18 protein-coding genes are annotated in these 21,745 nt (G+C 61.2%); 7 read left to right on the forward strand and 11 right to left on the reverse strand.

The window, feature by feature from the left end:
* Positions 1 to 40: 40 nt before the first annotated feature.
* From HEP69_RS12320 to HEP69_RS12335, 4 genes are all read right to left on the reverse strand, one after another.
* Entirely contained in the window at positions 41 to 1,165 is a 1,125-nt protein-coding gene (locus tag HEP69_RS12320; RefSeq protein ID WP_290558837.1) for a beta-ketoacyl-ACP synthase III, read from the reverse strand.
* Between the two features lie 205 nt (positions 1,166 to 1,370).
* Positions 1,371 to 4,700, reverse strand: a complete 3,330-nt coding sequence (locus HEP69_RS12325; RefSeq protein WP_290558838.1) for an error-prone DNA polymerase — start codon at positions 4,698 to 4,700, stop codon at positions 1,371 to 1,373.
* A complete protein-coding gene (locus HEP69_RS12330) occupies positions 4,700 to 6,169 on the reverse strand; it encodes a DNA polymerase Y family protein (protein ID WP_290558839.1) in 1,470 nt (489 codons plus the stop codon). The genes HEP69_RS12325 and HEP69_RS12330 overlap by 1 nt, the downstream gene beginning before the upstream one ends.
* Positions 6,135 to 6,860 carry a hypothetical protein gene (locus HEP69_RS12335; protein ID WP_290558840.1) on the reverse strand — a complete coding sequence of 242 codons (726 nt, stop codon included), beginning with the start codon at positions 6,858 to 6,860 and terminating at the stop codon, positions 6,135 to 6,137. The genes HEP69_RS12330 and HEP69_RS12335 overlap by 35 nt, the downstream gene beginning before the upstream one ends.
* Before the next feature lie 237 nt (positions 6,861 to 7,097).
* Between HEP69_RS12335 and HEP69_RS12340 the strand changes: the two genes are divergently transcribed.
* A complete protein-coding gene (locus HEP69_RS12340; protein WP_366111378.1) occupies positions 7,098 to 7,700 on the forward strand; it encodes a CIA30 family protein in 603 nt (200 codons plus the stop codon).
* A gap of 33 nt (positions 7,701 to 7,733) precedes the next feature.
* On the opposite strand, the gene HEP69_RS12345 is transcribed toward HEP69_RS12340, so the two are convergent.
* The gene (locus HEP69_RS12345; RefSeq protein WP_290558841.1) at positions 7,734 to 8,075 is read right to left on the reverse strand and encodes a DOPA 4,5-dioxygenase family protein; all 342 of its coding nucleotides are present in this window, start codon (positions 8,073 to 8,075) and stop codon (positions 7,734 to 7,736) included.
* A gap of 564 nt (positions 8,076 to 8,639) precedes the next feature.
* Between HEP69_RS12345 and HEP69_RS12350 the strand changes: the two genes are divergently transcribed.
* The 6 genes from HEP69_RS12350 to HEP69_RS12375 all read left to right on the forward strand — a co-directional run bounded on the left by HEP69_RS12350 (position 8,640) and on the right by HEP69_RS12375 (position 13,335).
* Positions 8,640 to 9,035: a RidA family protein gene (locus HEP69_RS12350; protein ID WP_290558842.1), complete on the forward strand. Its 396-nt coding sequence runs from the start codon at positions 8,640 to 8,642 to the stop codon at positions 9,033 to 9,035.
* A gap of 277 nt (positions 9,036 to 9,312) precedes the next feature.
* Positions 9,313 to 10,434, forward strand: a complete 1,122-nt coding sequence (ribB, locus tag HEP69_RS12355; protein ID WP_290558843.1) for a 3,4-dihydroxy-2-butanone-4-phosphate synthase — start codon at positions 9,313 to 9,315, stop codon at positions 10,432 to 10,434.
* Between the two features lie 3 nt (positions 10,435 to 10,437).
* Complete coding sequence (locus tag HEP69_RS12360) at positions 10,438 to 10,986, forward strand: 6,7-dimethyl-8-ribityllumazine synthase (RefSeq protein WP_290558844.1); 549 nt, start codon at positions 10,438 to 10,440, stop codon at positions 10,984 to 10,986.
* Complete coding sequence (gene nusB, locus HEP69_RS12365; RefSeq protein WP_290558845.1) at positions 10,983 to 11,465, forward strand: transcription antitermination factor NusB; 483 nt, start codon at positions 10,983 to 10,985, stop codon at positions 11,463 to 11,465. The genes HEP69_RS12360 and nusB overlap by 4 nt, the downstream gene beginning before the upstream one ends.
* Positions 11,466 to 11,598: 133 nt before the next feature.
* Positions 11,599 to 11,919 carry a hypothetical protein gene (locus HEP69_RS12370; RefSeq protein ID WP_290558846.1) on the forward strand — a complete coding sequence of 107 codons (321 nt, stop codon included), beginning with the start codon at positions 11,599 to 11,601 and terminating at the stop codon, positions 11,917 to 11,919.
* Positions 11,920 to 12,897: 978 nt separating this feature from the next.
* Positions 12,898 to 13,335, forward strand: a complete 438-nt coding sequence (locus HEP69_RS12375) for an MmcB family DNA repair protein (protein WP_290558847.1) — start codon at positions 12,898 to 12,900, stop codon at positions 13,333 to 13,335.
* Here the strand turns inward: HEP69_RS12375 and HEP69_RS12380 are convergent.
* From HEP69_RS12380 to HEP69_RS12405, 6 genes are all read right to left on the reverse strand, one after another.
* The gene (locus tag HEP69_RS12380) at positions 13,325 to 13,513 is read right to left on the reverse strand and encodes a DUF6324 family protein (protein ID WP_290558848.1); all 189 of its coding nucleotides are present in this window, start codon (positions 13,511 to 13,513) and stop codon (positions 13,325 to 13,327) included. The genes HEP69_RS12375 and HEP69_RS12380 overlap by 11 nt on opposite strands.
* 189 nt (positions 13,514 to 13,702) lie before the next feature.
* Positions 13,703 to 15,262 carry a PAS domain-containing sensor histidine kinase gene (locus HEP69_RS12385; RefSeq protein WP_290558849.1) on the reverse strand — a complete coding sequence of 520 codons (1,560 nt, stop codon included), beginning with the start codon at positions 15,260 to 15,262 and terminating at the stop codon, positions 13,703 to 13,705.
* A gap of 228 nt (positions 15,263 to 15,490) precedes the next feature.
* Complete coding sequence (locus HEP69_RS12390) at positions 15,491 to 18,007, reverse strand: HWE histidine kinase domain-containing protein (protein ID WP_290558850.1); 2,517 nt, start codon at positions 18,005 to 18,007, stop codon at positions 15,491 to 15,493.
* 168 nt (positions 18,008 to 18,175) lie between these two features.
* Entirely contained in the window at positions 18,176 to 18,877 is a 702-nt protein-coding gene (locus tag HEP69_RS12395) for a biliverdin-producing heme oxygenase (protein WP_290558851.1), read from the reverse strand.
* Positions 18,878 to 19,220: 343 nt separating this feature from the next.
* Positions 19,221 to 21,056 (reverse strand): V-type ATP synthase subunit A, encoded by a 1,836-nt coding sequence (locus HEP69_RS12400; protein ID WP_290558852.1) that lies wholly within the window; start codon positions 21,054 to 21,056, stop codon positions 19,221 to 19,223.
* Complete coding sequence (locus tag HEP69_RS12405; protein WP_290558853.1) at positions 21,053 to 21,745, reverse strand: hypothetical protein; 693 nt, start codon at positions 21,743 to 21,745, stop codon at positions 21,053 to 21,055. The genes HEP69_RS12400 and HEP69_RS12405 overlap by 4 nt, the downstream gene beginning before the upstream one ends.

Here is a 21,745-nt window from a genome sequence, read left to right on the forward strand (position 1 = left end):
GGTGCGGGCTGCGCCGCACATCGCCCCGCCCGCCGTCCCGTTATCCGTGGCGTTCGACGATCACGGAACCGACCGAATATCCTGCGCCAAAGGAGCAGATGACGCCCAGATCGCCTTCCGCCAGATCGTTGGAGTATTTGGAAAAAGCGATGATGGAGCCTGCCGAGGAGGTATTGGCGTAATCCTGGAGGATATTGGGCTGTTCGCCGGTCTCGGGCGTGCGCCCCAGCACCTTGCGCCCGATGAAATCGTTCATCGTTTTGTTGGCCTGGTGCAGCCAGAGGCGTTTAAGGTCGTCTGCCTTGATCCCGGTATCGTCCATGTGATCAGCGATATGCTGGCTGACCATCGGCAACACTTCCTTGAACACCTTGCGACCGTTCTGCATGAACTGCATATCGCGGCGGTCGGCCATTCCGTCGGGGCGGGAGCGGCGCAGAAATCCGTTATTGTTGCGGATATTGTTCGAGAACTCGGTCGCGCAGCGGGTTGATTTGATTTCAAAGTATGACCCGGTGGCATCCTCTGCACGCTCGATCAACACGGCTGTCGCCACGTCGCCAAAGATGAAATGGCAGTCCCGGTCGCGCCATTCCAGATGGGCCGAGCAAATCTCGGGATTGACGACCAGCGCGGAGCGGATGGAGCCCGAGCGTACCATGTCGGCGGCAGCCTGGATGCCGAAGGTGGCGGATGAGCACGCGACATTCATGTCAAAGGCAAAGCCTTTAATGCCCAGCAGATCCTGGATTTCGATCGCGACCGCCGGATAGGCGCGTTCAAGGTTGGAGGCCGCACAGATCACCGCGTCGACATCCGCGGCTGTCTTGCCCGCCTGGGCCAGCGCCTTGTGACAGGCATCGACCGCCATTTCCGCCATCACGCCGGGTTCGTCGTCATCGCGCTGGCGCAACAGCGGATGCATTACATCAGGATCAAGAACGCCTGATTTATCAAGGACATAACGCTGTTCTATGCCAGAGGCCTTGAGGATGAACTCCTCGGATGAATGCTCCTTGGCCTTACAGGCACCACTGGCGATGTCCTCGGCGTGCTGGGCGTTCCAGTGATCGGCATAGGCGTTGAACGCCTCGACCAATTCGGCATTCGTAATGGTCTGTTCCGGCGTGAACACGCCTGAGCCTGTGATGGCTGGTCTATGCATATCTCTTCCCCTCGGCGGTTGTGAGATGTGTTCAAAACTGGCCCCAAAGGTCAAGAGCGGTGTGTGCTGATTTGCAAACAAGGCTCGGCTCGGAGCTGTGCAGGCGGGGCGATGGCGCGGCGCGGATTGGATCGGTTGGAGAAATCCATCCGGACGGCGCAGGTGAGACGGATCGTTCCGGGGCGGTGCAGGCAGACCGGGTCCTTTAATGAAAATCCCGCGATTTGGGGATGACGCGGACACTGCGCGGATGTCCTCTGATCCCGACTTGAGCGGGCAGGGGGTGGGTCGGATGATCGCCGCGCGTGGTGATCGTGGGGCAGGGCGCGTCCGACAGGCTTGCCAAGCGGTCGCTGCGATCTTGCAGATCATCGGCGACGACATGGATAACGCGGCCATCGGTCTGAACCCGTCCCCGCACGACCAACAGCCTGGCGGACATGATCGTCGCGCGATAGGCCGTGAACATCTTTGGCCAGATCACAAGGTTCGCGACGCCGGTCTCGTCCTCCAGCGTGATAAAGCAGACGCCCTTCGCGCTCCCGGGTTTTTGTCTGACCAGCACGAGCCCGGCGAGGCAAACGCGGTGCCCATGGCGCAGGCAGGGCAAATCGGAGGCGGCGGCAAAGCCCTGGGCGCGCAGACTGGTGCGATAGAATGACATCGGGTGCGCCTTGAGAGACAGGCGCAGCGTTTGGTAATCGGCCACGACATGTTCGGCCTTTGGCATTTGAGGAAGCCGTATGTGGGGCTCAGGGCCCTGTGCTGCGGCTGAGACATGCGCAAAGATCGGCAGGGCGGGGGCGTCCTTGAGAGCCGCGACCTGCCAGAGCGCCTGCCTGCGGTCGATGCCCATACTGCGCAGCGCATCGGCGGCGGCCAGGTGACGGATCGCTTTCATATCCAAAGCCGCGCGCGCCTTGAGATCGCCCGCACTGGTATAGGGGGTATCACGCTGGCCCATGATCCGCGACGCGGCCGTTTGCTGCAAGCCATCCACCTGACGCAGGCCCAGGCGCAGCGCAAAGCCATCCTCACAGGGTTCAAGCGTGCAATCCCAATCGGAATAGTTGACGTCGACCGGGCGCATCTCGACCCCGTGGTCGCGGGCATCGCGCACGATCTGTGCCGGGGCGTAAAACCCCATGGGCTGCGCATTCAGCAGGGCACAGGCAAAGGCCGCGGGATAGTGGCATTTCATCCAGCTTGAGACATAGACCAGCTTGGCAAAGCTGGCCGCATGGCTTTCGGGAAACCCGTATTCGCCAAACCCCTTGATCTGGTCAAAGCAGCGCGTGGCAAATTCCGGCGCGTAACCGCGCTCGATCATGCGCCCGACCATTTTTTCCTGTAGGGTTCCAATGGTGCCGCGCGACCGAAAGGTTGCCATGGCACGCCGCAGCTCGTTGTTTTCGGCGGGGGTAAAGCAGGCGGCATCCATGGCGATCTTCATGGCCTGTTCCTGAAAGATCGGAACACCCAAGGTACGGTCGAGGATTTTCTCAAGCTCATCCTGCGGATGTTCTGGTCCGGGTCTGGGGTATTCGACCTCCTCGATCCCCTGTCTGCGCCGCAGATAGGGATGCACCATGTCGCCCTGAATGGGGCCGGGGCGCACGATGGCGACTTCGATCACCAGATCGTAAAACGTGCGCGGGCGCAGCTTGGGCAGCATGGCCATTTGTGCCCGGCTTTCCACCTGGAACACGCCCAGGCTGTCGCCCCGGCACAGCATGTCATAGGTGGGGCGTTGATCGTCGGGGCCGTCCTCTTCAACCGGTACGGTCGCCAGTTCCAGTCGTCGTCCGTAATGCGCGTCCAGCAGATCAAAGCATTTGGCGATACAGGTCAGCATCCCCAGGGCGAGCACATCGACCTTGAAGATCTGCAACGCGTCGATATCGTCCTTGTCCCATTCGATGAAGCTGCGCTCGGGCATTGCGCCGTTGCCGATCGGCACGATCTCGGTCAGGGGGCGTTCGGTCAGGATGAAACCGCCCACATGCTGTGACAAATGACGCGGCATGCCGATCATCTGCCGGGCCAGTGTGAGCACCTTGCGCAGGTATGGATCAGACAGATCCAGCCCGGCCTCCTTGGCGCGGCTGTCATCCACCTGGCCTTCGAAACTGCCCCATATTGTACCGGCCAGTTTCGAGGTGATATCTTCGGACAACCCCATCGCCTTGCCGACCTCGCGAATGGCCGAACGCGGGCGATAATGGATCACCGTCGCGCACAGGCCCGCCCGGTGGCGGCCGTATTTGCGATACATGTACTGGATCACCTCTTCGCGCCGTTCATGTTCGAAATCCACGTCGATATCGGGCGGTTCGTCACGCTCTTCGGACAAAAACCGTTCAAACAGAACATTATGCTCGTTAGGGTCGACCGATGTGATGCCAAGGCAGAAACAGACCGCGGAATTGGCGGCCGATCCGCGCCCCTGGCACAGGATCGGAGGCTGCGCCTCCTGGCGGGCAAAACGCACGATGTCGCGGATAGTCAGGAAATACCGGGCGATCTTCTTAGTCTGGATCAGCGCGAATTCCTTTTCGATTGTCTCGGTTACATGCGCCGGAGTGCCTTCGGGATAGCGCTCTGCGGCGCCCTGCCATGTCAAGCGTTCCAGCTCCTGCTGGGCCGTGCGACCGTCGGGTACGATTTCGTGGGGGTATTCGTATTTCAGATCCGTCAGCGCGAAGGTGATCCGGTCCGCAAGCGTCCGGGTTGCCGCGATGGCATGGGGCCATGCGGCAAACAGCCGACACATCTCATCTGGTGACTTGAGGTGCCGTTCGGCATTGGCCTCCAGCAGATATCCGGCCTTGGGCACGGTGGTACCTTCGCGGATGCAGACCATCACATCCTGCAAGGGGCGCCGATCGGGCACATGATAGAGTACGTCATTGGTGGCCAGGATCGACAGGCCATGAGACCGGGCAAGCGCGTCCAGCCGATTGACCCGCGCCCTGTCATCGCCCCGATAAAGAAAGGTCGCTCCGATGTGACGGATGCCGGGCAGGGATTTTAGCAGACGCGGCAAGCCCGCCTCGAAGAGATCGAGGTTTTCCTGCGGTATCACGATCAGATGCAGCCCTTTTGCATGGGCCGCCAGCATCTCCAGCGTCAGATGCGTCTCGCCCTTGTCCTGCCAATGGCCGTCACTGGTCTGCATCTTACCCTTGGACAGCAGGGTGGACAGACGGGCATAGGCGGTCCGGTCCTGCGGATACGCCAGCAGCTCGGTGCCGCACATCGTCACCAGGCGCGCCCCGATCAGGGGGCGGACACAGGCTTTTTGCGCCTCTGTATGGATCCGTACCACCCCGGCCAGCGTGTTGCGATCCGCGATGCCGATCCGGTCATATCCAAGACGGTTTGCCGTGGCGGTCAGATCAACCGCGTCAGAGGCGGCCCGCAAAAAGGAAAAGCAACTGGCCAGGCCGAATTCCACATACCGGCTTGGCGGGTTTTGTGTGAACCCGTCCGCCTCGCCCAATGTGCGCCGCTTATGGCCTTCCTGCACAGGCATCAGATGAAAAATCCATGCAGGAACCAGCGCGGTGCGCCACCTCTGCCGTCATGTAACAGCCCCTCACGATAGAGCCAGAAACGACGCCCGCCCTGAACCTCGACCTTGTAGTAATCGCGCAGCCGGGTGCTGGGACGATCCAGCCACCATTCCGGCGCGATGCGTTCGGGTCCCGCGTGGCGGGCGGATTTGTAGACCACCCGCCGCCAGCGAAACTGGGAAGGGGGCCCCTCCGGCACGGAATAGATCACGTGCACTTCCTCGGCCGGGGACAAAAGGCGCAAAGGGCGCTCGCGGGGCAATGCGGGGGGTGCGGCGGGCGCGGCGGTCAGCGCCGGGACCCGCCCTTCGACGCGTTCGGGCTTATGGGTTTGGGTCCATGTGGGCCATGTCACCTTATCCTTGCCCAACCGGGCTGTCAGCCGATCCAGCAATCCGGCGATATCCGCGTCGCTGTCGGGTTGGCCATCAAGCCGCTCCTGCGTAAGCGAGACAGGCTCCACCCGCGTGGCCTCCAGCGTCAGCAGATCGAAGCCAAATCCGGGATCCATCCTGACAAGCTTGCCATCGAACAGGCGCAGCATATGGGCGGGGTCGCGGCTGGCCCGGGCCGTTCCCAATTGAACGGTCCTGTATTCGCTGTCGATCCGGTAAATGGTCAGGCGCATGTGGCGGGCGCCCTGCTCGGCTTGTGCAAGCTGGGTGCAGAGGTCTTCCACAAGGCCTTTGAGATGCGGAACGGGGTCGATCACCGGTTCGGCCAGGCGCGCGCGGGCTATGAAATACGGCCGGTCCGGCGGGGCGTTCAGGGGATCGGGCGCCCGCCCCAGCGCCCGATCCAGCAGGATCAGCGGATTGCGATCCACCGCCAGATCGGCAAAGCGGCGCATCAGCGACACGCGGGGCATATCGGCCAGAGCGCCGATTGTTTTCAGGCCAAGCCGGGTCAGCAAACGGGTTGTGGCCTGATCCAGGCCAAGGGCGATCACCGGCAGCGGGGCCAGATGATGCGCCACATCCCGACCCGTGCAGATCGTGAGATCGGGGTCATACCGGGCCAGGGCCCGCGCCGCGCCGCGTGTCGGCGCCATCGCCACCCGCGCTGTCAGCCCCTGCATGGCAAACCGCTGGCATATGTCACGCAACAGCCCCGCGGGCCCGCCGAACAGATGTGCGGCCCCCGTCACATCAAGGGCCAGCCCGTCATCTGCGTCCTGTACCGTCCAGGGGCACCAGCGCCGCGTCCAATACATCAGCCGCTGCATCAAAGCGTGGTCGCCGTCCAGATCCGCAGGCTCGACCTGCAAATCGGGATGGATCGCCTGGGCATCGACCACACGTTCACCGGGCTGCATGCCCCGCGCATGTGCCGCGTGATTGATGCTGTGAAGCACCGGACCGTGGGGGCCATCACGCGACAGCGCAACCGGCACATTATCCCCCGGACCGGTCCGATACTGGGACGTCATCCGCCTCCACCGTTCCATCGTCAGGGCGGGGAACCAGACGAAAACGATCTGCTGTTCTGACGGCCTTTGGGTCATGGCGGGCAATCCAACGCCCGGGCGGGCGCCCCCGGGCACGAAACAGTTCGGCCTCCCATTGCGGGTGACCCGGTGAGTGGGTGTCGTGGGCGTGCGGCTCCGAGGGTATGGAGGCCACACGCCACCGCGCGCGGGCAGCACTCAACCCGCCGGGATCGCCGCTGCGGATCAGATAAACCGGCACCCCTGACCCCTCGGCCCGCAAGGCCAGCCGCTTTGTGGCAACAAAACTGAGCGCGGCCGGTCCGCCGTAAATCTCGCCAATAACAGCCGACAGACCCGCGCAGGCGGCGCCTTCTTCCATGGCCCACAGAACGTCCCTCGGGTGGCTGACCGTGACTTGCAGGACCGCATGGTCGACGCCCAAGGCGCGCAGACCCGGTGTATAAAGCTGTCCGTTTTCCTGCCGGGAGAGGTAATCCTGAACCCAAAGGATCGGCCCATCCGCATCGCGCAATAAAGCCAGAACAAAGCCTGTGGCGGCAGGGTCGGTTGGCAAGGAGGGAAAGACATCCGTCAAAACCGGCCGCTCGGCAGGGGCGGCCAGGTTCTGTCTGGCCGATAGCTTGCGCTTTGGCAGACGCAGGATCTGCCCGTATGAAGAATCGTTTTCCATGCACGGATAGTATTGTTCACTCTTTGTTCTAAAAATGCCAGACTATTTCCACCCGCCATGATCGCGTCTGTGCGATCTGTCCCGTGATGCCGAGCCCTGTTGTCGGCAAGGACTCAAACGTGGCAGGAATTACGGGCGCGCGGGATGACCGGGACGCGCCATGGGTGATATGGCTGGGGGCCAACCAGGCCTGTCAACGGGGGGGCCCATACCTGCTACCCAGACCAAGGAGCCCATATGCGACGCTACAACAGCCGCTCAGACAACGCGCTGCCGCCACGTCAGATGCCGGTCTTGGGAGCCCTGCTTTGCACCTGCCTTGCAGTCTGGGGCATGATGCCCGCATCATCCCGCGCACAGGAGGCCGATTTGCAACTCACGCCGCACTGGGAATTCGTCGCCGATACCGTCATGGGCGGTGTGTCGCGCGGCGCGCTGCGCGTCGAGACATCGCAGGGGCGCACCGCCACGCGGCTGACCGGCCAGGTGTCGCTGGATAACAATGGCGGTTTTGTCCAGATGGCGATGGATCTGGGCCCCGGGCGCGTGCTCCTGGATGCCAGCGGATATACCGGCGTTGAGATCGTGCTGCGCGGCAATGGCGAACGGTATGATCTGCGCCTGCGCACCGACGCGCTGACCCGGCCATGGCAATCTTTTCGCACGGAGTTCCTGGCGCCGCCGGATTGGACCGCGATCCGCATCCCGTTTTCCCGGTTCGATCCGCACCGGACAGAGGTGCGGTTTGATCCCGCGCGCCTGCGCCGGGTTGGCATCCTCGCCATCGGACGGGAATTTGCGGCGGATATCTCTGTCGCTTCGATCGGGTTTTATCGTTGATCCGGCTGGCGGCGGGTGACACGCCGCAGGGTTTCAACCGTCCTTTTTGTCGAACATCTCCAGTTTGAGCGCGGGCATCGCACCCATCCAGATTGCGTGATCGCGGTGGTCCTTGAGATCGTCGCCGGTGTCGGGATGAATAAACACGGTCAGCCCCTGCCGGTTCAGCGCCAGCCACGGAATGATCTGTGCAAAGGCCTCAGGCTCAAAAGCAAGCTGGCAAGACCACATCGGGTGCGGTCCCACGGGGCGCTCATGCACGCGGCCCATCTGGGCCCCGAACCTGTCGCGCACCGCTGCACAGAGCGCGCGGGCTGGATCGACGGAGGTGGCGTCGAAATAGACATGGGCGTGATAGCCTTTGATGGTGTCCATCTGTGTCTCCTGTGCGGTCGGGCTGCCCTCACCCTAGCCGCACATCTGCTTCGTCAAAAGGCGCATGCGCGAACATCTGCTGTGCGCATCAGGCCGTGAAAGACGCGGCGCTGGCCGATAGCGGGTGTTTTCTTTCTTCGGGGATCGCTGACGACAAATCCATTCGGCCGCAACCAGGACAGGCGATCATTGGGGGTTGAACGCCTACCTCTCGCGAAAGCATTCCCGCTGTACTCCTTGTTCAGAACGCGGGACCTCTTGCCGTCATTGGCGTTCTCCCTTGCGCCCCTGAAAACGCTGCCCAGCACATCGCAAATACTGTTCCCGGCTATGGGGTTGCGGGTTTCCGGTCCGAGCTTAAGCCTTGGTCAGATCACTGATGGTCCGACTATCATAAGGCGCGGTCCGGTGGCGCGGCACCAAGGTCCGTCCCGTAATTCTTTCAAGGAATGGTCGGTGCGTGGTCTTTGCGATGAAATCTGTGCCGGAGAGGTGCGATTCTCTTTTCAAAGGAACCGGGGTCGGGCAAGAGTGGAGGTGAGCCCACCCCTGTCGGAGCGCGTGATGAAATCCCTGAACCCTGCGTCAATCTCACCGCCATTTGCGCGTTATGCGCATGGGGTGGAACTTCCGGCCGGGGCCCGCATCGTGCGCACATCCGGTCAGCTTGGGCTGGCAGCGGATGGATCGGTGCCCGAGGCTCCGTTCGATCAGGCGCAGATTTGTTTTGCAAACATTACAGCGATCCTGGCAGAGGCCCGCATGACCGCGCGGGATGTGGTGCATGTGTCCGCCTATGTGACCGACCGCGCGCATATGCAGGGCTATATGGCGGCGCGCGATGCGTTTCTGGCAGAATGCCCGGAGGGCCATTTGCCGTCCTCGACGCTGGTGATCGTGTCGGGTTTTACCCGGCCCGAGTTCAAGGTCGAGGTCGAGGTTTGGGCCGCCGCTGACTAGCTTGCGCCGGGTGTGGCCGGAGCGTTGGGGGGCCAGCCCCCCAACCCCCCCGCCGGTATTTCGAAAGAGAAGAAGCAGGGTGGGGCGGGGCGTTTTGTGTGATCTTATCTGCCAGGCCTGCAAGGACTGTGCTGAGCGTGGTTGCGCTATCTGGTGAAGGTGTCGGCGACCGTGCGGCTGTCGCAAGAGCGGCCCGTTTCGGCGCCATGTCGCACTGGTCAAATGCTGAGCACCACGGTATCTGGCGGACACAGCGAGGATAAAAGGCGGTTGCCCCATGAGCTATGAGACCCCCGGACCGGTAGAGAGTGACTGGGCGGATGCCATCTCTCCCATCGACGAGATCATCGACGAGGCGCGCAATGGGCGCATGTTTATTCTGGTCGATCACGAGGATCGCGAGAATGAGGGCGATCTGGTGATCCCCGCGCAGATGGCAACGCCGGAGGCGATCAACTTCATGGCGACCTATGGGCGCGGGCTGATCTGTCTGAGCCTTCCGGGCGAGCGGATCGACGCGCTGGGGCTGGAGCTGATGTCGACGAATAACTCATCGCGCCATGAGACGGCCTTTACGATTTCGATCGAGGCGCGGGAGGGGGTCTCCACCGGCATTTCCGCCCATGACCGCGCCCGGACCGTGGCAGTAGCCATCGATGCGACCAAGGGCGCGGCGGATATTGCCACGCCGGGCCATGTTTTTCCGCTGCGGGCCAAGAATGGCGGGGTGCTGGTGAGGGCAGGCCACACCGAGGCCGCGATGGATCTGTCGCGTTTGGCCGGGCTGAACCCGTCGGGCGTGATCTGCGAGATCATGAACGAGGACGGCACCATGGCGCGGTTGCCCGATCTGGTGGGGTTTGCGCAGAAACATGGGCTGAAGATCGGCACGATCAGCGATCTGATCGCCTATCGGCGGCGGCATGACAATCTGGTCACCTTGAAGAGCGAAGAGGAGGTTACCTCGGAGTTCGGCGGGGACTGGACGTTGCGGATTTATGAGGATCAGACCCAGGGCGCTGAGCATATCGCGCTGATCAAGGGCGACATCTCGGGCGACACGCCGGTTCTGGTGCGCATGCATGCGATGGACCCGATGATGGATGTGGTCGGCCTGGGCGCGCCCGGTCGCGCGGCGGAGTTCGGCCGCGCGATGACCAAGGTCGCCGAGGCGGGACGCGGCGTCGTCGTTCTGTTGCGTGACACCCGCATGAGGCTGGACACCGATGAGGCGCGTCATCCCGCGACGTTGCGCCAATACGGGCTGGGCGCCCAGATCCTGTCGTCGCTGGGTCTGTCGCAGCTGGAGCTGTTGACCGACAGCCCCAAACCCAATGTGGTGGGGCTGGACGCTTACGGTCTCGAAATTGTCGGCACGCGCAAAATCTCGGAGGGCTGAGGGATGGCTGGATCGGAAACCCATTACACCCTGCCGCGCCCGGCGTTTGACAATCCGGTCAAGCTGTTGATCGTGGTTGCGCCCTATTACAAGGACATCGCGGACAATCTGGTGGCCGGCGCCAAGGCCGAGATTGAGGCGGTCGGCGGCACCTGGGAGCTGGTTGAGGTGCCCGGCGCGCTGGAGGTGCCCACGGCCATTTCGCTGGCTGACCGGCGCAGCGATTTCGATGGCTATGTGGCGCTGGGTTGTGTGATCCGAGGCGAGACCACGCATTACGAGACGGTGTGCAATGACAGCAGCCGCGCGATCCAGCTAATGGGGTTGCAGGGGCTTTGCATCGGCAACGGGATCCTCACGGTCGAGACCCGCGCTCAGGCAGAGGTGCGCGCTGACGCAAAGGGGCAGAACAAAGGCGGAGGGGCCGCTGCGGCCGCCTTGCATCTTGTCGCGCTGGCCCGTAAGTGGAGCGGCCAGAGCAAGGGCATCGGGTTCAAGCCTGCGGGCAGCGACCAGGGTGCCGATCAGTCGGACGGATCGTCAAACGCATGAGCAGCCAGGCTCCCAAACTGTCGGGCAACCAGAAACGCAAGATGCGCTCTGCCGCGCGCCTTTATGCGGTGCAGGCGCTGTTTCAAATGGAAGCCTCGGGTCAGCCCAGCCCGCAGGTCGTGCGGGAGTTCCTCGATCACCGGTTCGGCGCCGTGTACGAAGGCGACGAGATGGCCGAGGGCGACATTGATCTGTTTGCCAAGCTTGTCGAGGATGCGGTCAATCATCAGGCGCTGATCGACCAGATGACGGATCGTGCGCTGGTGGCCAAATGGCCCATTGCGCGGATTGATCCAACGCTTCGCGGGCTTTTCCGTGCCGCTGGCGCCGAGTTGAACCACGGGGAGGCACCGCCAAAGGTGGTGATCAATGAGTTCGTGGATATCGCGCGGGCGTTTTTTCCCGAAGGGCGCGAACCGAAATTCGTGAACGCCGTTCTTGATCATATGGCCCGGGAGGCGCGGCCGGACGCGTTCTGAGGGCAACAATGTCGCGAGGATCCGCTATCGGCTGCAAATGGCTCATCTCGTCGCGTTAACCGGAAAAAAACCGGCGTGCGATATCGACAAAATGCCCCATATCTCTAGGTTATAGGGCAGTGAGGAAAGAAACATGCCTGACCTGATCAAACTCTATATCCGACATTCGCTGATTGGTTTCGCGATTGCCGGGGTCTTTGTGGCCGCTCTGCTTTATCTGAATGTGATGAACCTTTGGACGCTGGTCTCCAATGACCAGTCCGCGATCTTGGTCGTCTTCATTCTGTGGTTTTTCAACGGTGTGGTCTTTGCCAGCGTTCAGTTCGCTTATGCGGTGATGAACCTGGCGGAGAAGCCTGACCGCTCTGGCGGGAAGGGTGTGACGCCCTTCGTTCTGGCGCCCCAAAAGGCGCTGGTCCATGCGCCGCGTCGGCCCTCAGGGCTTAAGCGCTGAGCGCGGGATGTGACGGGACCACCAGCAACCGTGTGGTTATGATTCCCGAGGACCTGTGTGTACAGGTGGGCGCCAGGTAATCAGGCCAGGGCCAGAACAGAGCCAGCTCCCTCGGAATTGTGTAAGGCCACCGGAATGCAACCGCGCACGAGAAGGGCAGAACCCGCCACCGACCTAGGTAGGGCGATTGCGGTCCCGGTGCAAGGGTTGGTTTGGTGGTTTCATCTTCGCTGCGCAGACGGCAGAGAGCCGCACGGCCCATCGTTTTTGCGGTGGCGCTTTGGCCCGATGAATAGGGATCGGGCCGGTATAAATGCGGCTTGATGAGAGGTCGGTGACAGCGGCTGTGCTGTGGTCCGACCGATGTCGTTAAGGCGCCGCCCTTCTGGCCTTGCATGCTGCACGTCATGCGTTGGCATTTCCAGATCTGCAATGAGGTCTGAGATTTTGGCCCTTCGTTGCTCTCCCAGTCAATGATCGGCTGTTGCCCGGCAATTCCGGAAAGGCGCGGACTGTCGGAGCATAAAGGTGACGCGCAGGTCGGACCGTCCGCCCGTCAGTGATCGAATCGCCCGTCGGCAATCCTTGGTCTTTGATCCCAGGCGCGTGTGCCCCCCTGTATCGGCAAGACGCCCGGCAAGTCCGCACAGAACGGCGGCGATGACCGTGCCAGGGGCATCGGACAACGGGCCAAAGCAACCCCGACGACCCGCCCAGGCCGGGTCCCGAACGCCCCAAGGGGGCCTGGAGCAGGATCCCGGGTTGGCGTGCGTGCCCCCGCCCGCGGGGAGGCGTCATCTACCATTGCGCGGCCCGCGTCGTTCCGCCGGACGCCTGACGATCAGCAATCCCACCCGCTTATCCATCCCGGTCGTGCTTGCCCAGCGTGCGCGCGGATCGATACGCCGGATATCTCAAAAGGCGCGAGGTTCGGGGAACCTGCTTGATTTTTGTTCACGGATTGTTCACTTTGGTTTGGTGATGTTGGATTTGCAACCTGGACAGCGACTAGCGCGCGGTGTGGCGCGCCACCTCAGCGGCTTGGGCTTTGTTTCGGTTGAGGAGTTTGTGCCCGCGCGCGGTCTGCGCGTTGATGTCATGGGGCTTGGTCCCAAGGGTCAGCTTTGGGTCATCGAATGCAAGTCGAACCGCGCCGATTACCAATCGGACGGGAAATGGCAGGGCTATCTGGAGTGGTGCGATCGGTATTTCTGGGCCGTGGATCAGGATTTTCCGACGGATCTTTTGCCGGACGGCACCGGATTGATGATCGCGGATGCCTATGACGCCGAGATCATTCGCATGGCCCCGGATGCGCCGGTGGCCGGTGCGCGCCGCAAGGCGATCATACAGAAATTCGCCACCCATGCCGCGCGCCGCCTGCATGGGCTGCGCGATCCCGGCTTTACCCTTTGACGCGGCGCGCGGCCTTTGCGGCAGCGCGGATTTCTTCGGCGATTTCGTCGGCCTCCTCGGGGTCGAAATCCATCGGAACCTCCACCCCTGGCGCCTCGATGAAAAGGCGTACCATGCCCTTGTCAGTCGGCCCGATCTGAAGGTTGGCTTCGATGTCGCGTTCGGAGTTGATGCCCATGGGTCGCCTCATCTGGTCAAGAGGCGATGTGCTAGCCCGACCGGCACCGAATAGCAAGCCGCATTGACGATTGTGCGGGGCGACGGGTTTCGTAGCGTTGGGCTCAACCGCCGGTTTCCCGGTGTGCGCTGCGTGGATATCTCCGCGCTTCTCGTCTCGTCGCACCCGGTCTGCCCGTTTATCGGATGATCAGCTCTGGGCCCTCAGCATCTTGCCGATTTCACGGATCAACATGGCGCTGTCGATCGGCTTGGGAATCAATACATCGCTGCTGGAAAGGGCATTGCCATGAATGGCGGCTTCTTGCGGCAGGCCCGAAACGAAGATGACGTTCAGGTCCTCGATCAGTTCCCTGGCCTTCTCGGCCAGCTCGGGGCCCTGCAACGCTCCGGGCATGATGATGTCCGTCACCAACAGCTTGGGCCGATACCCGGTTGTCAGCAGGGTAAAGGCTTCGTCTCCGCTGGCCGCCTGAGCCACGTTCAAACCGGCCTTTTTGATCTGGTTCGCCAGAACCCGGCGCACGTCGTGCTCGTCTTCGACGACGAGGATCTCCGAGAGCGGGCTGGGCACTCCGTCGCCACTCTGCCATTGTTGATCCTGCTCTTCCTGGGTCAGGTCAAACCGTGTGGCCGGGAAATAAAGCTTGAATGTCGATCCGAACCCGGCCTCTGAATAGACCCGAATAGTGCCGCCAGACTGCTTGACATAGCCAAACACCATCGACAGCCCCAAGCCGGACCCCTGTCCAAAGGGCTTGGTCGAGTAGTAGGGTTCAAAAATATGCTCAAGATCCTCGGCTGAGATTCCGTCCCCGGTGTCGGATATTGCAAGCATGACATACCGGCCCGGCAAGATACCCTCGTCGCGAGAGACGACATAATCCTTGGAGATCCTTACGTTGCAGGTCTCGATCGTGATCTTGCCGCCCTTGGGCATCGCGTCCTTGGCGTTGTTCACGATATTGATCAAAGCGGTTTCAAGCTGGTGGGGATCCAGGTGCACACCCCAAAGCCCGGTTGCCGTGACAACCGAAAGGTCAAGTTTGTTGGGCAGCACCCGGCGCAACATGTGGTCCATATCGCGCACCAGAAGGTTGAGATCGGCGTCGCGCGGTTCCAGGTGGCTTCGCTGCCCGTAAGACAAAAGCATCTGCGTCAACGAAGCACCGCGATGGCTGGAGCGCAGCGCATCCTGCAAGAAAAGCCCGCGTTCTTCACTGTCTGGATCCTCTTTGAGAAACTCAAGGTTGCCCTGAATGACCGACAGGATGTTGTTGAAATCATGAGCCACGCCGCCGACGAGTTGGCCCAAGGCCTCCATCCGCAGCTTGTGGTTGAGTTCGGCATACAGGCGCTTGTTTTCACTATTGTCGAACACAACGGCCATTGACCGCAAGAACTCTCCCTCGCGCGAGAACTGGGCCACGGCAGACAAAAGAACCGGGATAACCGTACCGTTCTTGCGCACAAAGTCATACTCGATATTCGAGATTTCGCCGGTGCTGAGAAACTCGGGCAGGACTGTGCCTTCGGCCTTGTCCCGCGATTGCTGGGTCATGAATTCGGTGATCTTTCGCCCGATCATCTCATCTTGGCTATAGCCCAGTTTTTCGGCCCAATACGCGCTGACATTCAACAAGATTCCATGCTTGTCGATCGAGTGCATCAGGATCGGCGCGACCATGAAAACGGCGTCGAACAGGTCTTCTCCGCCTTCACGCCAAAAGCTCAGGATACTATTCGGCAAGCCTCTCGCCCTTCATTTTTTTCTGGCCCCGCACTGTAGAGCGTTGAAAAGAAATCGTTTTATGGTGAGTGTCTTTATCGTTTGATGTGCGATTTGAATTTGGGTGGCAGACACTGTCCGTATCACGTTTCGAAAATCTACTTTAGTCTTAGAACCTTGATGGCGAAAATCCAGAATTTTTGTAACAATTTTGAGTTGTTTTAAGTGGTGCGCCGATTTGGACGCCGGTTACGCCTCGGGATCCGGAAGCACCCGGCGCAGGGAGGGCAGATCCAGGGGTTTGGATAAAACGGGCACGTCGAACTTGCCGACAATATCAAGCCCATCCGACCCATATCCCGTTGCAAATGCAAATGGGATGCCCAACAGATCAAGCCGCGTGGCAACAGGCGTGCTGAGCTTGCCATTCAGGTTCACGTCCAACAGGCAGAAATCGTATTGGTTCGCCTCGATAAAGGCCAATGCCTCCTCCACCGTCGAGGCAGCGTCAACCCGTTCGATCCCGCAATCGCCCAACATGCGCTTGGCCTGCATCGCGACGATGAAATTGTCCTCCACGACCATCACCCGGTCCAGCCGCCCGGTGGTCTGGCGTGGCGCGTCGTGGTTTGCCTGCAGCCTGAGCGTCGGGGCGACGATAACCTCGAAATCAAGATCCGTGACGGTGTCGCCGGGCAGCCAGAACTGTCCGTCTACCCCGTCTTGGGGAAAGGTCAGTTTGGCCTCGCCGTTGAGCTCATACGGGATCGCAGAGCTGATGATCGTTGTGCCGAACCCATCTTGTTCCGGCGGCGTGACCTTCGGCCCGCCGGATTCTTTCCATCGCAGCTCGACACCGTCTCGCGCCAACGCCCATGTAATGTTCACATGTCCTTCGGGCGAGGAGAGGGCGCCGTATTTCGCGGCGTTTGAGGTCAGTTCGTGGAACACCAGCGCCAGGACCGAACAAACATCGGGCCGGAACCCGACATTGGGGCCCGACAGTTCGAACCGGGTTCTAGAGCCATTGAACGGTTTCAGCTCCAGCTCCAGCAGGTCGCGCAGCATCGCGCCTTTCATGTCGGCCTTGGTCAGCAGGTCATGCGCCCCCGACAGGGCGATGATCCGGCTCTCCAGCGTTTCGGCATAGGTCTCGACCGAGCGGGCGTTGTCCCGGGACTGTTGCGAGAGCGACTGAACCAAGGCAAGGATGTTGCGCACCCGATGGTTCAGTTCGCGCACGAGCAACCCCATGCGATGACGGTTTTCGCGCAATTCGCTTTGCGTCAGAATCGCGTCCATCATGCTGCCGCGCAGCACCTGTGCCGTCTCGATCTCGGTCGCGGTCCATTCGTCGGACCGCTCATCGGATGTGCGCAGATAGGCCTCGAAGGAGTGGCGCGGGTGGAGCTTGGGTCCTTCCTCCTCCAACGTGACGGTCTTTTCCGGCTGGCCTGCCCATCGCACATGGGTCTGGGTCAGGTTGCGCAGGAATGCGATCTGTATCGATGGACGGCCCGGCATTGCGATGATCAATGCCCCTCCAGTATCGCCCCAGACCGCGCCGGGGAGGCGTTTTTGCAGATCGTCGACCGCAAAGACCCGGTCCACCTCGGGGTCGGCGAGCGCCAACAAGGCCTGACTGGCTCCCAGAGGGGGCACCACACCATGAGAATTCAGCTTGCCGTCGACCGCGAATATGATCCCATCGCAGGCAATAAGATCCGCGATCTCATAGCGCATATCGGCCCAGTATTCGGTGGCTGACATCTTGCTGTCATCGGCCACGACCAACCGGCTGGCGATGCCAGAGCACCTGATGCGTGTCTCAAAGTTAAAGACTTCCAGCGCATGTTCGATCTGAAGGCTGATCAATTGGCCTGCCAGTTCCGAGGCCGCCAGCCCGGCGGGATCGGGTGTCTTGGGCTGCATGTTGTGACAGGCAAAAAGGCCCCAAAGCTCCCCTCTGACCACCACCGAAATCGTTTGGCTGGCGCGCACCCCCATATTGATCAGATAGCGTTGGTGAACAGGATCCTTCCCCCGAAGCAGTGCCAGCGACATATCCAGTGTTTCGGCACCCTCGACACCGAGGACCGGCACGTCTTCGCTCGGGACATCCGCCAGAACCCGTATCGGAGTTTTGGCATAGAGCTTGCGGGCGATGACGGGGATATCGGATGGGGGAAACCGCAGACCCAAATAGCTTTCGACCGTGGGGTTGAGCGCTTCGGCGATCACCTCGCCCGACCCGTTTGGCAGAAACCGATAAAACATCACCCGGTCATAGTCGTTGATCGCGCGCAGGCGGGTGGTCGCATCCTCCAGAAACGCATCGAGATCGGCGAAGTCCAACTGACCCAATAAGAAATCGCGGGCGCGTTCAAGTATCCCGAATTTCGCCATAGGGTCGATTTGCTCGGGTATGCATTCCACGAGGATGTGATCACCTTTTGCATGCAACGAAAGCTGGCAATGAAGATCGTTGATATGTTTGTTGATGGTGACGATGCGTTGGCTCTCGATTGTTTCGGAGCCTACGGCGTTGCGAATGGCATGGATCTCCTCGACCGAAAAGAAGGCGGATACGGGTGCTCCCACCAGATCCTGCGCGCCCGAGATGTTCTGACTGATAAACAGGATCTGGTTAAACCCCGCGTCGGTCGCGATCATCATGCCAAAGGCTTGGATCTTGCCCGGAATATGAACTGGATCCCGGCTACAGTTTTCTACGGCCTGGGCGAGCTCTTGATCTGTTACAGGCATCTGCTCATCCAAAAGACAAAAGGGAACTTCATCACGCCCGTGCGACCATTGCAAGATCGCATAAGATGTCAAACACCGCGAAGCGCCAACCGAAACAGTCTGGAGCTGCCGTGCGGGTGCCGTGGTCTGTCCGCTGCATTGGACATAACGCGCCGAGGTTGAGAGGTTTCAACATGCATGCCGTGCTGCCCTGTGTCCCGATACCGCGGCGCGGTCCGCGGTCTCTCCGCATTGCCCCGATGGGTCCGCGCCATGTGGGCCGGTGAGTGTGAAGGCGCGGGAAAAACTATCAAAAAGATCACGCGCATCCGCGACGATTACGGCCGCTAAATCCGAACCGCAGTCAATCTCACTGAGTTTTCCGCAGATGTCGTGCCACTCGCCCGGTCTGAGCTTGAGGTTGAAGTATGACGACGCGGATTTCACGGCAGGGTCGGTGGACCGGGCCCATCCCGCTTTAAGAACCTTGGCGCCCATCCGCGACCCGGCGAGAATATAGGCCGCGGCAAGGGGGTGGACGGCAGCCATATCAAGGCGCGCCCCCTCGCGCGGGCCTTCGCCCAAGCTATTGAGGTCTTTGCGGAAACTCTCCACCATACGGGGCAGCGACGGGTCCGGGCTGTGACGCATCATCGCCTCGATACATATCAGATGGACATGCAGGAACCGGGCCAGATCGGCGCGCTCCGACAGATCAAGCGCGGACATCATGCGATCCAGCCTGTCGTGATGATCTTTGGTCTTATCCCGCAAATACCACCGAAAATCCGCGACCTGGGGTGACGGGTCGTCAAGAGGGTTGAGTTTGGCACCTGCGGAGTGGCCCGGTTCAGTCATGTCAGTGCCGTTACTTTCGATTTTCTTTGACACGGTATCGCGCCTGGTGACCTTACAATTTCTAGAGCCCCTCCTGATCGATAAGGGGAATGGGCCAGATATCAGGATCCTTAGAAACGGCAGGCGAAATCAGGCGTGCCATTTGTACTCTGCAACGCCAACCTTCAGAAGGCAGCGCATTTTCACGAATAAAGTGGATTCAGATCCTAGCGCCGGGCATTTCGCGGTCAAGTTGTTTATGCGCGTGTTGATCGGTTTCGGGGCGGGATCGGTCCCCAATTCTCATTTTTGTGCCGACACTTCGAGTTAAATGCGAATTGAATTCTGTAATGCTTACCCAAGAATGATGCCCGGTCCCTCGGCTCCGCAATCCGCTTCAGGGATTGGCAGCAGCGTGCCCCCCGACCGTGTCCTTGATGGCGTTCAGATAGCTTTCGTAATCCGGCGTGTGATCGGCGGCATAGTGGAAATTCTTGAACAGTCCCGTCAGTTTGGTGAAAAACGCGCGGATCTCGGCCTTGTCGTCCAGGGGCAGATCGCTGGTCACGACCTGATACATGATCTCGAAGGTCAGTTTTTGCCGCTCCAGCGACACCGATGCGTCGACCTCGTCAAAGGCGTCTTGCTGAAGATAGATCATGTCGATGAAGAGGGCCTTTTGCTGGAGGATGTAGTCCTCGGTCGTCACGCCTTCCTCTCCGGTGACCTGCATCATCTGGCTGACCTGTTCGCCTTTGTCCAAGAGGGCCTGGAGGTGCTTGACCTTGTCGGTCCAGCCAATCTCCATGTTGTCGTCGTACCAGTCGCGCATCTGGTCGAGATAGCGCGACCACGACATCAGCGGATCGACCGCCGGGTAAAAGCGCTTATAGGCGCGCTCGGAGGACAGGCCGAGAAAGCACTTCACTGTCGACAAGGTGGATTGCGTCACCGGCTCGTCGAAATTGCCCCCGGCGGGGGAGACGGTGCCGATCATCGTCAGGCTGCCGGTGTCGCCGTCATTTGTGCGGATCACGCCTGCCCGCTCATAGAGCCCCTTGATCGAGCTTTCCAGATAGGCCGGGAACCCTTCTTCGCCCGGGATCTCTTCGAGGCGGCCAGAGGTTTCGCGCATCGCCTGGGCCCAGCGCGAGGTGCTGTCGGCGATCAGCAGTACATCGAGCCCCATCTGGCGATAGTATTCGCCCAGCGTGATGCCGGTAAAGATCGACGCCTCGCGCGCGGCGACGGGCATGGAAGAGGTGTTGCAGATGATGATTGTGCGGTCCATCAGGCTGCCGCCCGAGGTCGGGTCGGTCATCTCGGGATATTCGTTGATGGTTTCGACCACTTCGCCCGCACGCTCGCCGCAGGCGACGACAACCACGATATCCACCTTGGCATTGCGGGCGATCAGGTTTTGCAGCACCGTCTTGCCCGCACCAAAGGGGCCGGGGATACAGGCGGTGCCGCCGCGCGCGATGGGAAAGAAGGTGTCGATCAGCCGCTGCGAGGTCAGCACCGGCTGATCGGGAAAGGTCCGGCGCGAGAGCGCGCGTTTGAGAAGCCCGCCCGAGACGGGTCGCCGCACGGGCCATGTCTGTGTCAATGTGATCATATGCTCGTGCCCGGCGCTGTCGGCCAGCCGTGCCACGGCATCGCGCACCTTGGCCGCGCCTTTCTGGATCCAGACCACGGTATAGGTGTCGGTCCAATTGAACGGCACCATGATCTTGTGGGTGAACCGGCCTTCGGGGACGGTGCCCAGGACGTCGCCCGCCCGAACCGTGTCGCCCAGCTTCAGTTTCGGTGTGAAAGACCATTTCGCCGACAGATCCAACGGGTCGATATCCGCGCCGCGGGGCAGAAAAATCCCGTATTCATTGGCCATTTTCTGAAGCGGCGCCTGCAATCCGTCATAGACCTGCCCCAACAGACCGGGGCCCAGTTCGACCGACAGGAGCTGGCCGGATTGTTCGACCGGATCGCCCACGGCGATGCCTTGGGTGCTTTCATAGACCTGCGCATCGGCGGTGGTGCCGCGCACCCGCAGCACTTCGGCCTTCAGCCGTTCCTGCCGTCCTCGCTGGCCGGTCAGACTGGGCAGGATATAGATGACCTCGTTCTTGACCAGAATGCCGGGCGCGCCATCGGGGGCGGGCAGGACTTCGATCTCGACCAGATCGTCCTGAACCGCGACGACACGCGCGGTGGCGGTGGATGGGGCGGTCATGGTGCCTGTCCTTCCAGCATCAAATCGGGGAAATCGCGCAGCGCCTCAAGCGACAGTTCCGAGAACCGTCGCGCGGCGGCCTCGGCGTTGGCCTGGGCCCAGCGATCGAAGATATTCCATTTCAGCACATAGATCACAACCGCCTCGAAATCGAACTGATGGCGCGCGGCGTGGCGCTGCAAGCGCCGAAAACTGACATCCAGCAGATGGCGTTGCAGTTCCAGCGGGTCGCGGTGTTCGATCATCCGCGCCGCCTCGCGCAGCCAGGGCATCGATCTGTCGAGCCGGAAGGTCGGCTCGGACCAGTTTGCCGCGATATGCCGGGTCCAGCGCCCCAGACCCCACGCGCCGGGTGGCGGCCCATCGCCGCGCGCACGCAGGCGCAAGGCGGCCACTGCGGTGCGCAGTTCCATCCGATCCTGCACGATCGCGCGCAAGGTAGGTTGCGCGATATCGCGCAGCGCGGCCTTGGCGCGCCGGATCGCGACCGCCTCATCGGCCTGCATATCATAGGCCGACCAGCTCAGCAGCGCCTCGATCTGCGCCAGCATCAGGCTGTGCTCGGCGCTCAGTGCCGCGAGCCGCCTGTCCAGCCGCAGCCGCGACAGCGGGGGCTGTTTGGCAACGAACAACCGTTCGGAACTGGGCAGGCTGGAGACCAGCGCGATATATTCATCAGGATCGGACAT

The sequence above is a fragment of the Aestuariivita sp. genome (assembly GCF_021404545.1).
Taxonomy (GTDB): Bacteria; Pseudomonadota; Alphaproteobacteria; order Rhodobacterales; family Rhodobacteraceae; genus Aestuariivita.